The sequence below is a fragment of the Bradyrhizobium sp. USDA 376 genome (assembly GCF_054063675.1).
Map to the genome: position 1 here is coordinate 3883051 of NZ_JBSSGN010000001.1, position 14688 is coordinate 3897738.

At 65.0% G+C, this 14688-nt stretch carries 10 protein-coding genes; 8 read left to right on the forward strand and 2 right to left on the reverse strand.

Features of this window, described 5'->3' with window-relative positions:
• Positions 1 to 111: 111 nt before the first annotated feature.
• Positions 112 to 744 carry a cupin domain-containing protein gene (locus ACVJ19_RS18170; protein WP_453950402.1) on the reverse strand — a complete coding sequence of 211 codons (633 nt, stop codon included), beginning with the start codon at positions 742 to 744 and terminating at the stop codon, positions 112 to 114.
• Between the two features lie 217 nt (positions 745 to 961).
• Between ACVJ19_RS18170 and ACVJ19_RS18175 the strand changes: the two genes are divergently transcribed.
• The 8 genes from ACVJ19_RS18175 (at position 962) to ACVJ19_RS18210 (ending at position 13432) form a co-directional block, all read left to right on the forward strand.
• Positions 962 to 2653, forward strand: a complete 1692-nt coding sequence (locus tag ACVJ19_RS18175) for a peptide ABC transporter substrate-binding protein (protein ID WP_453950403.1) — start codon at positions 962 to 964, stop codon at positions 2651 to 2653.
• 27 nt (positions 2654 to 2680) lie between these two features.
• Positions 2681 to 3631 (forward strand): ABC transporter permease, encoded by a 951-nt coding sequence (locus ACVJ19_RS18180; protein ID WP_453950404.1) that lies wholly within the window; start codon positions 2681 to 2683, stop codon positions 3629 to 3631.
• A gap of 3 nt (positions 3632 to 3634) precedes the next feature.
• Positions 3635 to 4510 carry an ABC transporter permease gene (locus tag ACVJ19_RS18185; protein WP_453950405.1) on the forward strand — a complete coding sequence of 292 codons (876 nt, stop codon included), beginning with the start codon at positions 3635 to 3637 and terminating at the stop codon, positions 4508 to 4510.
• 40 nt (positions 4511 to 4550) lie between these two features.
• The gene (locus tag ACVJ19_RS18190; RefSeq protein WP_453950406.1) at positions 4551 to 5849 is read left to right on the forward strand and encodes an NAD(P)/FAD-dependent oxidoreductase; all 1299 of its coding nucleotides are present in this window, start codon (positions 4551 to 4553) and stop codon (positions 5847 to 5849) included.
• A 13-nt stretch (positions 5850 to 5862) separates the two neighbouring features.
• Entirely contained in the window at positions 5863 to 6789 is a 927-nt protein-coding gene (locus ACVJ19_RS18195; protein ID WP_453950407.1) for a 2-hydroxyacid dehydrogenase, read from the forward strand.
• Between the two features lie 231 nt (positions 6790 to 7020).
• Positions 7021 to 8889, forward strand: a complete 1869-nt coding sequence (locus tag ACVJ19_RS18200; RefSeq protein WP_456739408.1) for an ABC transporter ATP-binding protein — start codon at positions 7021 to 7023, stop codon at positions 8887 to 8889.
• A 343-nt stretch (positions 8890 to 9232) separates the two neighbouring features.
• Entirely contained in the window at positions 9233 to 9748 is a 516-nt protein-coding gene (locus ACVJ19_RS18205) for a hypothetical protein (RefSeq protein ID WP_453950408.1), read from the forward strand.
• Between the two features lie 309 nt (positions 9749 to 10057).
• Entirely contained in the window at positions 10058 to 13432 is a 3375-nt protein-coding gene (locus tag ACVJ19_RS18210) for an adenylate/guanylate cyclase domain-containing protein (RefSeq protein WP_453950409.1), read from the forward strand.
• A 3-nt stretch (positions 13433 to 13435) separates the two neighbouring features.
• On the opposite strand, the gene ACVJ19_RS18215 is transcribed toward ACVJ19_RS18210, so the two are convergent.
• Positions 13436 to 14659: a polyhydroxyalkanoate depolymerase gene (locus ACVJ19_RS18215; protein WP_453950410.1), complete on the reverse strand. Its 1224-nt coding sequence runs from the start codon at positions 14657 to 14659 to the stop codon at positions 13436 to 13438.
• Positions 14660 to 14688 lie beyond the last annotated feature (29 nt).

Sequence of the window (14688 nt, forward strand, 5' to 3'; positions counted from 1 at the left end):
ACGTCAGCCGCGCCTGTCGACGAGCCCGGCATCATGTGAGCTACAGACTGCCCGGCTCTCCGTCGCGGGTCAATTTGCGGCATCGGTGGCGCCGGGAACAGTGCGCGTGCCTCAACCTGGTGGCGAATCGGTCTGGCGCAGCGTCGTCACCCAGATTGCGCGCGCCACCTGCTGGGTCGGGTTGTCGAACATGTGCGGCACGATGCTCGGAAAGCGGAAACTGTCGCCGGCCTCGAGCAGATGGGCCTGGTTGTCGAGCCACAGCCGCAGGCTGCCCGACAGGATGTAGCCCGCCTTCTCACCGGTGTGCTGGAGGAAGTCGGTGCCCGAGGACGCCCCGGGATTGAGCGTGAGCTCGTAGAGCTCGAGCTGGCCCTTGCCGTCAGGGGTGAGGGCTTCCTTGACGACGCCGCTGGCAGTGAGGCGCAGCAGGCGCCTTGCGTTCTTGCGCACGATGTAGCGCTGCACGTCGGCGGGATCGATGGTCTCGAAGAAGTAGGAGATGGGAACGTCGAGCGCGATGCTGAGCAGGCGGAGCGTGCGGATCGACGGCATGGCGCGCGCGCGTTCGAGCTGGCTGATCATGCCGTTGGAGAGGCCGGTCTTGTTGGCGACGTCCTGGATCGAGAGCCCGGCGCGCTGGCGCAGCAGCCGCACGGTCTCGCCGAGGCGCTGGTCGACCGCGTCGTCGGCCTCGATTGCCGGAGCGTCCTTGGTGCCGTTCGTATCGCCGCGACCATCCATGTCGCTCTCCCATGCATCGTCTCACCCCGCGACGCGTCGGTCCGAGGTTCAGTCACAGTGAAAAGGTCGCGCATACTAGCAATGCGATTGACAGCTGTATTTAGTCATGATGAACTTTTGATCGAAAAATTTAGAAGCACTAAAGCCCACTCCTTGTCCCTTGCCGGGGTCTCGGGGGCGCGGGAGACGGTGCCGCGTGCGACAAGGAGAGTGGGTCATGGCAGGCGACACCGGCAAGTTCGGCGTTGGGGCAGTGCATCTCGGTATCCCGAATCGCCGTCAGTTCTTCCAACTCGGCGCCGGCGCGGCCGCGGGATGGAGTCTCTCGGGCAGCGCCTTTGCCCAGACCGAGCGGCCGACCAGCCCGCCGAGCAAGCCGCGCGGGCAGGTGATCGCGGCACTGTCGCAGGAGCCGACCGTCTTCCATCCCTTGATGCCCGGCATCGAGGTCGATCAGGGCATCTGGTGGCAGGTGTTCTCGCTGCTCTGGTACATCGATCCCGAGGGCAATTTCGTTCCCGACCTCGCGCGCGAAGTCCCGACCCTCGAGAACGGCGGTCTCTCGGCTGACGGCCTGACCTGGAAGATCAAGCTGCGCAACGACGTGAAGTGGCACGACGGCACGCCGTTCACGGCCGAGGACGTGAAGTTCTCGCTCGATCTGGTCAACGATTCCAATTTCCGCGCGCGCAGCCGCGTCGGCCATAACCTCGTCAAGGACATCAAGGTCGTCGCGCCCGACGAAATCCACTGGCGCATGGAGGCGCCCTATTCGCCCTACATGTCGATCCTGGGATCGCTGACCTTCATCGTGCCCAAGCACATCCTGGAGAAGGTGTCCGATCCGAATGCCTCGCCGTTCCACAATGCACCGGTCGGCACCGGACCGTTCCGCTGGGGCGAGCGCGTGCCTGGCGATCATATCCAGCTGAATGCCCACACCGGCTATCACGGCAAGGGGCCGTACGTCGAACGCGTGGTCTTCAAATACATCCCCGATCTCACTGTGCTCTACACCCAGTTCCGCACCGGCCAGGTCGACTACACGGGCCTTGCAGGCATCCTGCCGAACTTCGTGCAGGAGGCGAAGACGCTGAAGGGCCGCAAGATCGTCGTCTCCTCGACCTCCTCGGTGGAGCATATCGCGCCCAACCTGGAATTCGGTCCCTTCGCCGACCGCGCCGTGCGCGAGGCGCTCTATCTCGGCATCAACAAGCAGGCGATCATCGATGCGCTCTATTACGGCCTGCCGACGCAGACCGAGAGCTTCGTGCCGCAGCAGGCCTGGTCGTTCCAGCAGGGGCTGCCGCAGCACAAATACGATCCCGCCAAGGCCAACGCGCTGCTCGACGCCGCGGGCTGGGTTCGCGGCTCCGGCGGCATTCGCGAGAAGGGCGGCGTCAAGCTCGAATTCACCAATTCGACGACAGCGGGCAGTGCGGTGCGCGAACAGTGCCAGCAGCTTCTGATCCAGGACTGGCGGGCCATTGGCGCAACGATGCGCGTCAACAACATGCCGGCGGCCGTGATCTGGGGCGACTTCTGGCAGCAATCGAAGTTCAATTCGGTGATCGTCGGCGTGAACTTCATGCTGGGCAGCGACCCCGACGTGACGCCGCGCTTCGGCTCCGGCGCCATTCCCGCCAAGGGCGGCCGCGGCTACAACACTTATCAATATCAGAACGCGGAGGCCGACCGGCTGCTGTCTCAAGGCGCCAAGCAATTCGACCTGGCGCAGCGCAAGGCGACCTATGGCGAGTTGCAAAAGCTCATCCGCAACGACCTCGCGATCCTGCCGCTGTTCCAGAGCTTCATCGCCGAGGGTTTGAAGGAGGGGCTGCAAGGCTTCCGTCCCAACATCAATACCTCGATCAGCAGCTGGAACATGCGCGAATGGTACTGGGCCTGATGTCTCCGGCGCGCTGGACCGCCTGAGATGGCCCGCTACGTCGCCAATCGCCTGGCGCAGGCGATCATGCTGCTCGTGATCGTTTCGGCGATCGGCTTTGCCATTCTGCATCTGGCACCGGGCGGCCCGCTCTCGCAGTTTGCCGTCTCCGGTCAGATGACGCAGGAGGATCTCGACCGCGTCACGAAGCAGCTCGGCCTCGATCGGCCGCTGCCGATCCAGTACCTCGACTGGTTCGGCCGCATGCTGAGGGGCGATTGGGGCAAGTCCTATCGGGACGGCGAGGCCGTGCTGTCGGTGATCTCCTCGCATCTCGGCGCGACGCTCGAGCTGATGGCGACGGCAACCATCATCGCGGTGCTGCTCGGCTGCTGGATCGGCATCCTTGGTGCGCTGCGCCGCTATTCCGTGTTCGATACGCTCGCCACCGTCGGCGCCATGATCGCGCTGTCGATCCCGACCTTCTGGTTCGGCCTCGTCACCATCTACGTGTTCTCGGTGAAGCTCGGCTGGCTCCCGGCCGGCAACCGGCAGACCATCGGCGACGGCTCCTTCCTCGATCTGCTGCATCATTTGATTGCGCCGGCCATGGTGCTGGCGCTGGTCGAGACCGCGATGTGGGGGCGCTTCATGCGCTCCTCGATGCTGGAGGTCATCAACCAGGACTACATCCGCACCGCGCGCGCCAAGGGCATGCCGGAATGGCGCATCCTCACCGTGCACGCATTGCGCAACGCGCTGCTGCCGATGATCACGGTGGCGGGCCTGCAGTTTCCGACGCTGCTGGGCGGCGCGCTGGTCGCCGAGACCGTGTTCACCTGGCCCGGCATGGGGCGTCTGTTCCTCGATTCCATCGGCTATCGCGACTATCCCGTGGTGATGGGCATCCTGATGTTCTCGGCGACGATGGTGCTGATCGGCTCGCTGCTCGCCGACATCCTCTATGCCGTCGTCGATCCGCGCATCCGGGTGGGCTAGGCGATGGCGACTGCGGCCCTCTCCACTGTCCAGCGCACGCCCGGTCAGGCCGCGTGGCGGCGCTTTTGCCGTCACCGTCTTGCGCTTGCGGGTGCGGTGATCATTCTCGTCCTCGTCCTCGGCTCGGCATTGGGGCCCTATCTCCTGCCGTTCGACGACACCTATATCGACATCATGAAGCGGTTCGCGCCGCCGCTGTCGGGCGCGCATATCCTCGGCACCGACGAGCTCGGCCGCGACGTGCTGGCGCGGTTGATGATGGGCGGGCGCGTCTCGCTCTCGATCGGCATCGTCGCGATGGTGATCGCGATGGCGGTCGGCATCGTGGTTGGCGCCTTTGCCGGCTTCCATGGCGGCGCCGTCGGTGCGGTCCTGATGCGGCTCGTCGACGCCGTGCTGTGCTTTCCGACCATCTTCCTGCTGCTCGCGCTCGCCGCCCTCACCGAGCCCGGCCTCGTCACCACCACCGTGCTGATCGCGGCCACCGCCTGGATGGCCGTTGCCCGTGTCGTCGAAGCCCAGGTGCGATCGCTGCGCGAGCGCGAGTTTGCCGTGGCGGCGCTCGCCTTCGGCTCGTCGAACCTGCGCATCATGTTCCGCGAGCTCGTGCCCAATGCGATCGCGCCGATCGTGGTGGCGGCGACGCTGAACGTCGCCAAGGCGATCCTGCTCGAATCCTATGTCAGCTATCTCGGCTTCGGCATCCAGCCTCCGGCCGCGAGCTGGGGCAACATGCTCAACAACGCGCAGATCTATCTCACCAGCGCGCCCTGGCTCGCGATCGTGCCGGGTGTCGCCATCACGCTCGCGGTGACCAGCTTCAACTTCCTCGGTGACGGCCTGCGCGATGCGCTGGATCCGCGAATGAACATCCCATGACGAGCAAGAAGTCGACCGAACGGAATGCCAGGAGTGTCCCATGTCCCCGCCGCTCAACCGTATAAATAGCGACGAACGCCTGCCGGCGCAGGTGGATGTCGTCGTCATCGGCGGCGGCGTGATCGGCGTGTCCGCGGCCTATCATCTCGCGAAGAAGGGCCATTCCGTCGCCCTCGTCGAGAAAGGTCATGTCGGCGGCGAGCAGTCGAGCCGCAATTGGGGCTGGTGCCGCCAGCAGGGCCGCGCACGCGAGGAAATCCCGCTCGCCCGCGAGGCGCTGCGGCTCTGGGAGGACATGCAGAACGACGCCGGCGTCGATGCCGGCAAGAGCAAGGACGAGCTTGCCGGCTGGGAGCGTTGGGCCGCGATCGCGCGCGAGCAGCAGGTCCACTCCACCGTGCTCACGCCGGCCGAGGTCGCCGAGCGCATGCCCGGCAATGCCGACAAATGGGTCGGCGGCCTGCACACGCCGAGCGATGGCCGCGCAGAGCCGTCGATGGCCGTGCCCGCGCTCGCCACCGCTGCGCGCAAGCACGGCGTGACCATTCATCAGGGCTGCGCCGCCCGCGGGCTGGAAACGACCGGCGGGCGCGTCAGCGCCGTCGTCACCGAGAAAGGCACCATTCGCACCCAGTCCGTGCTGCTGTCCGGAGGCGCATGGTCGTCGCTGTTCTGCCGCCGCCACGGTATCGAGCTGCCGATCGGCCTTGTCAATGCGACCGCGTGCCGGACCACGCCGGGGCCGGAGATCACCTCGGGCGCGCTCGGCACCGACTTCTACTGCATCCGCCGCCGCCTCGACGGCGGCTTCACGCTGGCGCTGCGCAACCGCGGCACGGTCGAGCTGTCGCCCGACCTGTTCCGCTACGCGCGCACCTTCTGGCCGACCTATCAGCATCGCAAGAATGGATTGAAGCTGTCGTTCGGCAAGTCGTTCTTCGACCAGGTCATGCGCGGCACGAGCTGGAGCTTCGACAAGCCGTCGCCGTTCGAGGCCGAGCGCGTGCGTGATCCCGCGCCCGACATGTCGTTGGTCAATGCGGCGCTGGCTTCGCTGATCAAGTCGAACCCGGAGCTGAAGGACATCGAGATCGCGGAAGCCTGGGGCGGCACGATCGACTGCACGCCCGATACGATTCCCGTGATCTCGCCGGTCGATGCGCTGCCGGGTTTCTTTCTCGCGACCGGCTTCTCCGGCCACGGCTTCGGCATCGGCCCGGCGGCCGGCAAGCTCGCCGCCGACATCGTGACCGGCTCGACGCCGCTGGTCGATCCCGCGGCGTACAGCCACAAGCGCATGATCGACGGCCGCCGGCTCGCGCCGGTCAGCCCGTTCTGAGGGTGCGCGTGACATGACGGTTCTCTACAAGGCCAACATGGTGCGCGGCGCGGAATGGGCCCGTTTCTTCGCGGAGCGCGCGCCCGACATGCCGTTCCGGCTCTGGCCCGACATCGGCGATCCCGCCGACGTTCGCTATCTCGTGACCTGGGTGCCGCCTGACGACATCGCCACCACGTTCCCGAACATCGAGCTGGTCTTCTCGGTCGGCGCCGGCGTCGACCAGTTCGACGTGACGAAGCTCCCGCCGCACATTCCGCTGCTGCGCATGCTGGAGCCCGGCATTGCCGAGACCATGGTTGAATATGTCACCATGAGCGTGCTTGCCCTGCATCGCGATCTCCTGCACTTCATCGCCCAGCAGAAGGAACAGGTCTGGCGCGAGATCCGGATCACGCCGGCGAAGCGGCGACGTGTCGGTGTGATGGGGCTCGGCCAGCTCGGCCAGGCCGTGCTCGAACGGCTCAAGGCGTTCGGCTTTCCGCTTCTCGGCTGGAATCGCTCGCCGCGCGAGATCGAAGACGTCACCTGCTACGCAGGTGCTGAGGCCTTGCCGGATTTCCTCGCGCAGACTGACATTCTCGTCTGCCTGCTGCCGTTGACCGACGAGACCCGCGGCATCCTGAATGCGGACCTGTTCGCCCGGCTGCCGCGCGGTGCCGGTCTCGTCAATGTCGGACGTGGCCCGCATCTCGTCGAAGCCGATCTCCTCTCAGCGCTCGACCGCGGCGCGCTGTCGGGTGCCGTGCTCGATGTCGCCGAACCCGAGCCGCTGCCGGCGGGCCATCCGTTCTGGAGCCATCCGCGCATCCTGCTCACGCCGCATAATGCCAGCATGACCACGCCCGATACGGCCGTCGACTACGTGCTCGACGTCATTGCGCGACACCGTCGCGGCGAGGAGCTGCCGGGACGTGTCGATCGCAGCCGTGGTTACTGAGGGCGTGATAACGATGAAGACATCGGTGCAGCCACGAACTCCTCTCACCTCTCCCGCTCTTGTCCGCCGAAGCCTTGGCGAAGGCGGATGCGGGAGAGGTCGGCGCGAAGCGCCGGGTGAGGGCTCTCTCCTCTTGGGGGTCCTCGATTGTGGAAACACCCTCTCCCCAACCCTCCCCCGCAAGCGGGGGAGGGAGCGCACCTTCTTCGCGGCAAGCGCTGGGGGCATTGCATGAGCATCGGTGCAACGAGACCAGATCAAGCCGCCGCCGAGGCGCAGGCACCGGTGCTGTCGGTTGCCGGCCTCACCACCTCCTTCATGCTCGAGCGGCAATGGGTTCCCGTCGTCCGCAACGTCTCGTTCGACATCGCTCCGCGCGAAACCGTGGCGATCGTCGGCGAGTCCGGTTCGGGCAAGAGCGTCTCCGCGCTCTCGATCATGCGGCTTGTTCCGAAGGAGATCGGCCGCGTCGAGGGCCGCGTCACGCTCGCCGGCAGTGATCTCTTGTCGCTGCCCGAAGCGAGCATGAAGGACATTCGTGGCAATGACGTTGCGATGATCTTCCAGGAGCCGATGACGAGCCTCAATCCCGTGCTCACGATCGGTTTCCAGATCGCGGAAGCGTTGATCCAGCATCGCGGCCTGTCGCGGGCAGCGGCAGAGGCCGAGACCATCCGCCTGCTCGATCGCGTCCGCATCCCCGCCGCGAAATCGCGCTTCCACGAGCATCCGCACCGTTTCTCCGGCGGCATGCGCCAGCGCGTCATGATCGCGATGGCGCTGGCCTGCAAGCCGAAGCTCCTGATCGCGGACGAGCCGACCACCGCGCTCGACGTCACCATCCAGGCCCAGATCCTGGAGCTGCTGAAGCAGCTCCAGCAGGAGGAGGGGATGTCGATCCTCTTCATCACCCACGACATGGGCGTGGTCGCCGAGATCGCCGACCGCACCGTGGTGATGTATGGCGGGCAGGCGGTGGAGACGGACGCCACCTCGCGCATCTTCGCCGCGCCCTCGCATCCCTATACGCGCGCGCTGCTCGCTGCCGTGCCGCGCCTCGGTTCGATGGACGGACGCCCGCGGCCGATGCGTTTTCCCATTGTCGACAAGGTGACGGGCACATCGGACGAGCCGATGGAGACGCCCGATACGGTCTCGACCGCCGAACGGCCGCTGCTGGAAGTCTCAGGCCTCACCACGCGCTTTCCGATCCGCTCGGGCCTGTTCGGCAAGGTCTCCGGCCGCGTCCACGCGGTCGAGAACGTGTCCTTCACGCTGCGCGCCGGCGAGACGCTGGCGCTGGTCGGCGAGTCCGGTTGCGGAAAGTCGACGACGGGCCGCTCGATCCTGAAGCTGACCGAGCCCGACAGCGGCACCGTCCTGATCGAGGGCCAGGACGTGCTGGCGATGAACGGCCGCACCTTGCGCGATTTCCGCAAGCACATGCAGATCGTGTTCCAGGATCCGTTCGCGAGCCTCAATCCGCGCATGTCGGTGGGAACGGCGATCGCCGCGCCCCTGCTTGCCAACGGGCTCGCTACGGCTGCACAGGCCCGCGACAAGGTCGCCGACCTGCTCGTGCGCGTCGGCCTCACTGCCGACATGGCCGCGCGTTTCCCGCATGAATTCTCCGGCGGCCAGCGCCAGCGCATCTGCATTGCGCGTGCGCTCGCGCTCGGGCCGAAGCTGATCGTCGCCGACGAGGCGGTGTCCGCGCTCGACGTCTCGGTCAAGGCGCAGGTCGTCAATTTGATGCTCGATCTCCAGGCCAGCATGGGCCTCGCCTATCTCTTCATCTCCCACGACATCGCGGTGGTCGAGCGGATGAGCCACCGTGTCGCGGTGATGTATCTCGGCGAGATCGTCGAGGTCGGCCCGCGCGCATCGGTGTTCGGCGATCCGCAGCACCCCTATACGAAGAAGCTGATGGCCGCGGTGCCGGTGCCGGACCCGTCGCGCCGCGGCACCAAGCGTGAAGCCTCCAACGATGAGATCAGAAGCCCGGTGCGCGCGCCGGATTACCAGCCGCCGGTACGGCAGTATCGCGAAGTGTCGCCGGGCCACGTCGTCCAGGTCTGGGGCGAGGAGTGGTCGGCCTGACCGCGCGCACCACACGTCCTCCGGAAATCGTGACCGGATGGAGCCACAGGGAATAGCGGTATGTGAACCGCTTCATAGTCCATCCCTCTCGTTTTGAACTACCACTCCGGCAAGAAATTGCCGCACCCGGATCTAATTGACGAACGCGGGTGAGATGCAATGCCTGCGCAGCCGCGTGCGCGCAGCTTTTGGATTGGCTCTCGCCATACTCACGAGCAAGCCAGCCCCATCACTCAGCACAGATCTTTCAGAAGTGGGAATCTAGGGCATCGAGAAACGCGTCCAGGCAGCTTCTATTTGGGGTCAGCCAGTAGGCTGCCAATTACTCAGAAGGAGCCCCCCAATGAAGATTAGCAGCGCAATTTCCAACGCATTTTCTCTCAAAAGGCACGTCGGCAGTTTTCGGATCGCCCGTTCCAGTCTGATCAAGTCGGCCCATATCCTTGAAAGAATTGGGCTGGCGGCCGTTGGGGCCTCTTGCGGCCTCTATGTCGGTGCAACCCTGTTGCGTCAGAAAGGCGGACTGTTCGAAAGCGGCTGGATTGTGCTCCTGACAATGCTCTACGGAGCTATCAGCTGTTATGTCGGCATTGATCTGTCCGGCAATGTTGCGCGGAAGCCGAAATCGAGCATCTCGGAAGAATGGACCGGCTCCGAGCCGGTTGAGATCATGAGTGCGGCCGGAACGTTCGGCGCGGCCATTGCCGCAACTCTGTCCGTCAGCATCCTTGTCCTTGATCAAAATCTGCCCAACGGCCTGATAGGCTTTGTCGCCGGCTGTTGGGTGGTTGGTTCTTCGCTTCAGGTTGCGGCGGGCACGATGGCTCGCAGCCGCGAAGCGTCCACGAACGAGCAATGAACGAAGCGCGCTCACGGAAAAACGTCCGCTTGTACGTGAGCACAAGCCGCGGTGTTGGTTCGGCTTCTGGTCTGGAGTGAGCGGTGACGACTCATCGCAACCTCTGCCGTCCAACGCTGCGTGTCAGCGATGTTTGGTAGCGCGGCCGTTCGCTTCGAGCAGTGTCCCGGCAGAAACCTTATCGGTATCGAGTAACCTAAATTTTCGCAGAGCAAACAAGGCGTGCCATCATGGTGGCGTTGGGATATTGTCTGCGCGCGGTCGTGGTCCGAGATTCTGCTAACTGCCAGCCACAACATCGGTGGTGCCATGCAGATTGCGGAGTGGCTCGAGAAGCTGGGGCTTGGGCAATACGCGGAGCGTTTTGTCCAAAATGGGATCGACGTGGGCGTCCTCCCCGAGCTGATGGACGAGGACTTTGACAAGCTCGGAGTCCTGCTCGGTCATCGCCGCAAAATGCTGCGTGCCATTGCCGACCTCGATCCAGCCGCGTTGATCGCGTCGCCGGCTCCTCCTCATGACGCCGAGCGGCGCCACCTCACCGTCATGTTTTGCGATCTGGTCGGCTCGACTGCGCTCTCGGCGCGTCTCGATCCCGAGGACATGTGGGAAGTGATCCGGGCCTACCGCGCCGCATGCGCGCACGTCATTGCCGCTTATGACGGCAGGATAGCCAGGTTCGTCGGTGACGGGATACTCGTCTATTTCGGCTATCCGCGCGCCCACGAAGATGATGCGGAGCGCGCAGTGCGAGCGGGCCTCGACATCATCTCCGCGATTCGTCAGCTCAAGACGGGCGCCGGCGAGAAGGTTGAGCTGCGGATCGCGATTGCGACCGGGCTTGTGGTGGTCGGCGATCTCATCAGCGGAGATGCGTCGGAGGAGCACGCAACTGTCGGCGATACACCAAACCTCGCTGCTCGGCTTCAGAGCCTGGCGGAACCGGGAGTGGTCGTCGTTGCGTCGTCGACGCGCCGGCTGCTTGGGGATCTCTTCACCTTTCGCAATCTCGGCCGCCGCGAAGTCAGGGGGATAGGCGAACCCATCGCGGTGTGGGCGGTGGAAGGAGCGACCGCATCCGAGAGCCGCTTCGAGGCGGTCCGCGCCGCGCGCTCGATCGGCTTTGTCGGCCGCAAGGACGAGATCGAATTCATTCTCTCGCGCCAGCGGGAGGCATGGCAGGGCCAGGGCCAGATCGTACTGATTTCCGGTGAAGCGGGCATCGGCAAGTCGCGCATTGTCGCAACGCTGTCCGAAAGCCCCACGTTGGGGGCGCATCGCCGGGTGCGATATCAGTGTTCGCCTTACCACACCAACAGTGCGCTTCATCCCTTTGTCGCGCAGCTCGAGCGCGCCGCCGGAATCCGCTCGCAGGACACGCCAGAGCAAAAGCTCGGCAAGCTCGAGGCAATGCTGGCGCTTGGAACCCGGCAGGTCGCCCGGGCAACACCGCTCATTGCGGCTCTGCTTTCGATTCCAACCGGCGACCATTGCCCGTCCCTTGGCTTGAGCCCGGCGCAGCAGCGGCGACAGACATTTGCCGCCCTGCTCGATCAGCTCGAGGGGTTGGCGCGAGATCAGCCTCTGCTGGTCATCTGCGAGGATTTGCATTGGGCCGATGCCACGACACTTGAACTGTTTGATCTCGCGGTCGATCGGATCAGGGCACTGCCGATACTCGGGCTCATGACATCCCGGCCGGAGTTCGAGCCCTCCTGGTCGGGCCTTGCCAACGTCGGGCTGTTGCGGCTCGACCGGCTCGATCGGCAGGACACGCGCGCGCTGGTCGAACAGGTGGTCGTCGGTCGCCAGCTGCCGCGCGAGATGATGAAGCAGATCATCGACAAGACGGATGGCGTCCCGCTATTCGTCGAGGAGTTGACCAAGATGGTGCTGGAGTCCGGCCTGCTCGTCGAGGATGCCGGGCGCTATCGCCTGAATAGTCCGCTTCCGCCGCTTGCTATTCCCGCCACGCTGCAAGACTCGCTGATGGCGCGGCTCGACCGGCTCGCTCCAGTCAAGGAGGTGGCGCAGATCGGCGCCGCCATCGGCCGCGACTTCTCATACGCACTGCTGAAATACGTGGCGGGGCGCGATGATCTGACGCTGAGCAATGCGCTGGGACAGCTCGAAGAGGCCGAACTGCTGCTTCGCCGCGGGGCTCCGCCCGAAGCTAACTATAGTTTCAAGCACGCCCTTGTTCAGGAAGCGGCCTACGAGAGCCTGCTCAAGAGCAAACGGCAGCTGCTTCACACGCGAATTGGCGAGGTCCTGCGCGAGAAATTTCCAGTCGTCGCCGAGACCGAGCCGGAAGTCCTCGCGCACCACTTCACTGAAGCGGGGCTGAGCGAAGTCGCCCTCGAATGGTGGCGCAAGGCGGGCCAGCAGGCGCTGAAACGCTCTGCCTATTCCGAGGCGATCGCGCATCTCGGCAAGGCCATTGCGGCCGCCGATCTGTTGCCCGACGAGCCTCGCCGGATGATCAGCAGGCTGCATCTTCAAATCGCATATGGCCGTGCCTTGCGGGGCAGCCTCGGCCATAGCGCTCCCGAAACGGTCGCGGCATGGACGCGTGCGCGCCAGTTCGCAGCCGACATCGATGATCCCGTCGAACTTGCGCCGGTGCATTCGGGGCTCTTCAATGCCTGCCTGACACACGGCGAACTCGCTCCGATGCGGGAGCTGGCGGATGCCATCAGGAGCGCCGCTGACCGACGACCGGACTCGCCGGTGGCCGCCGTCGTCGCCCATTGGACCGGCGGCGTCACCTGCTGGTTCGCGGGCGATTATTTGAACGCGCGAACGCATCTCGAGCAGGCGCTGGCGATCTATGGTGCCGAGCCGGATCCTGCGACATTCAGGGCTTCGGCGCTGGATCTGCCGTTCGTGATCATGAGATTCCTTGCCCTGGTGCTCTGGCCGCTCGGTAGCATCGCTCGCGCGCGCAAGCTCGCTGCCGAAGCGGTGGGTGCTCCGGGAGAAAAGCGGGCGCTTTCCCGGGCCAACGCGCTGGTTCATCGCGCCGTGTTCGACGGGGTGTGCGGGGGCATGTTGCAGCAAACAGAGACGATCCTGGCGCTCGGTCTCGCGCGCGACCACACGATGCCGCTATACGTGGCCGCGGGCACCTACCTGAATGGCCTGGCCAAGTGGCGGGCCGGCGACCGAATGGCCGGACTGGCGGACATGCGTCACGGCTGGACCTTCCTGCACGAGAACGATTGCTACCTCTGCGAACCGTTCTGGGGGATGCATGTTGCCCTGGCGAATGCAGAGGTAGGCGAAGTCGAGACCGGGCTGGAAATCCTGGACGAATTGATCGCCGGGACGAGACAATCCGGCCAGCATTGGCTTGATGCCGAGCTGCATCGTGTCCGCGGTAAACTTTTGTCGCGCCATGACCCTTCGGACGAATCCAGTTCCGAAGACGCCCTCAAGCGAGCGCTGGACATCGCGCGACGCCAGCAGGCCAGGACTTTCGAGCTGCGCAGCGCCCTTGAACTTGCACGCCTGTACAAGACAAATGGCCGAGCGGGTGCGATATCCGAAGTGCTCGCTCCCGTACTCGCTGAATTCGAGGCGGAACGAAATCTTCCGGAATTCGTGGAAGCGAGAGAGTTGCTCACGCAAGCGCATGAGGCACGTGCCGCTTCCCTTGGCCGGCCGTCGTTTGGGCAGAGATGACGCTTACGAGTTGACGTGCACGAAATCCCGCAGCAGCGGATAGATCTCGTTGTTCCAGCGCTTGCCCGAGAACACGCCGTAATGGCCGACCCCGGCCTGCATGTGGTGGACGCGGCGATAGGCGCGCACGCCGGTGCAGAGGTCTTGCGCGGCCAGCGTCTGGCCGATCGAGCAGATGTCGTCCTTCTCGCCCTCGACCGTCATCAGCCCCATGCGGCTGACGGCCCTGGTGTTCACGGGACGGCCGCGGTGCATCAGCTTGCCTTGCGGCAGGAGGTGCTCCTGGAACACGTCGCGGACGGTCTCGATGTAGAACTCCGCCGGCAGGTCCATCACCGCGAAGTATTCGTCGTAGAAAGTCTTGATCGTCGCCGCCTTCTCCTTCTCGCCCTTGGCGATGTGGTTGGCGAGGTCGAGATGCTGCTTGATGTGGCGCTCGAGATTCATCGAGACGAAGGCGGTGAGCTGCACGAAGCCGGGATAGACCTTGCGCAGCGCGCCGCGGCACTGCATCGGCACGTAGTTGATCAGGTTGCGCTCGAACCACTCGATCGGCCGGCTCTTGGCGAACTCGTTGACCCGGGTCGGCTGGATGCGCGTGTCGATCGGCCCCGCCATCAGCGTCAGCGTCGCCGGCCGCGACGGATGATTGCCCTCGCACATGATCGCGGCAGCCGCGAGCGCCGAGACCGACGGCTGGCAGATCGCGACCATGTGCGGGCGCGGGCCGAGCTGTGCCAGGAAGTCGATGAGATGCTCGGTGTAGTCGTCGAGCCCGAAGCGGCCTTCGCTGCGCGGGATGTCGCGCGGATTGTGCCAGTCGGTGATGTAGACGTCGTGGTCCTGGAGCAGCGTCTTCACGGTGCCGCGCAAGAGCGTGGCGAAATGGCCGGACATCGGCGCCACCAGCAGCATGCGCGGCTGCTCGCCCACGTCGTCCTTCCTGAAATGCAGCAGCGAGCCGAACGGCGTCGCGTAGGCGATCTCCTCGCGGACGGCGACCTCGCGGTTGCCGACCATGACGCTGTCGATGCCATAGGCCGGGCGGTCATAGGTGAGGGTGGAGCGCGAGATCAGCTCCAGCGCCGCCGAGAGCCGGCCGACCACCTGGTGCGACATGCCCTGGGGCGCCAGATTGAGGAATTTCAGCGCGGACGAGGCTCCCGCCCGCCACGGCGCCGTCAGATCCATATGGTTCTGAAAGGCTTGATAATACATCGACATCATACCGAAACGCCCACCCTGTTCCCTGCCGT

What these genes read in the sequence shown, in the direction of transcription:
- ACVJ19_RS18200 (WP_456739408.1), top strand. Translation starts at nt 7,021, where the DNA reads ATGAGCATCGGTGCAACGAGACCAGATCAAGCCGCCGCCGAGGCGCAG.
- ACVJ19_RS18205 (WP_453950408.1), top strand. Translation starts at nt 9,233, where the DNA reads ATGAAGATTAGCAGCGCAATTTCCAACGCATTTTCTCTCAAAAGGCAC.
- ACVJ19_RS18180 (WP_453950404.1), top strand. Translation starts at nt 2,681, where the DNA reads ATGGCCCGCTACGTCGCCAATCGCCTGGCGCAGGCGATCATGCTGCTC.
- ACVJ19_RS18175 (WP_453950403.1), top strand. Translation starts at nt 962, where the DNA reads ATGGCAGGCGACACCGGCAAGTTCGGCGTTGGGGCAGTGCATCTCGGT.
- ACVJ19_RS18170 (WP_453950402.1), bottom strand. Translation starts at nt 744, where the DNA reads ATGGATGGTCGCGGCGATACGAACGGCACCAAGGACGCTCCGGCAATC.
- ACVJ19_RS18215 (WP_453950410.1), bottom strand. Translation starts at nt 14,659, where the DNA reads ATGATGTCGATGTATTATCAAGCCTTTCAGAACCATATGGATCTGACG.
- ACVJ19_RS18185 (WP_453950405.1), top strand. Translation starts at nt 3,635, where the DNA reads ATGGCGACTGCGGCCCTCTCCACTGTCCAGCGCACGCCCGGTCAGGCC.
- ACVJ19_RS18210 (WP_453950409.1), top strand. Translation starts at nt 10,058, where the DNA reads ATGCAGATTGCGGAGTGGCTCGAGAAGCTGGGGCTTGGGCAATACGCG.
- ACVJ19_RS18195 (WP_453950407.1), top strand. Translation starts at nt 5,863, where the DNA reads ATGACGGTTCTCTACAAGGCCAACATGGTGCGCGGCGCGGAATGGGCC.
- ACVJ19_RS18190 (WP_453950406.1), top strand. Translation starts at nt 4,551, where the DNA reads ATGTCCCCGCCGCTCAACCGTATAAATAGCGACGAACGCCTGCCGGCG.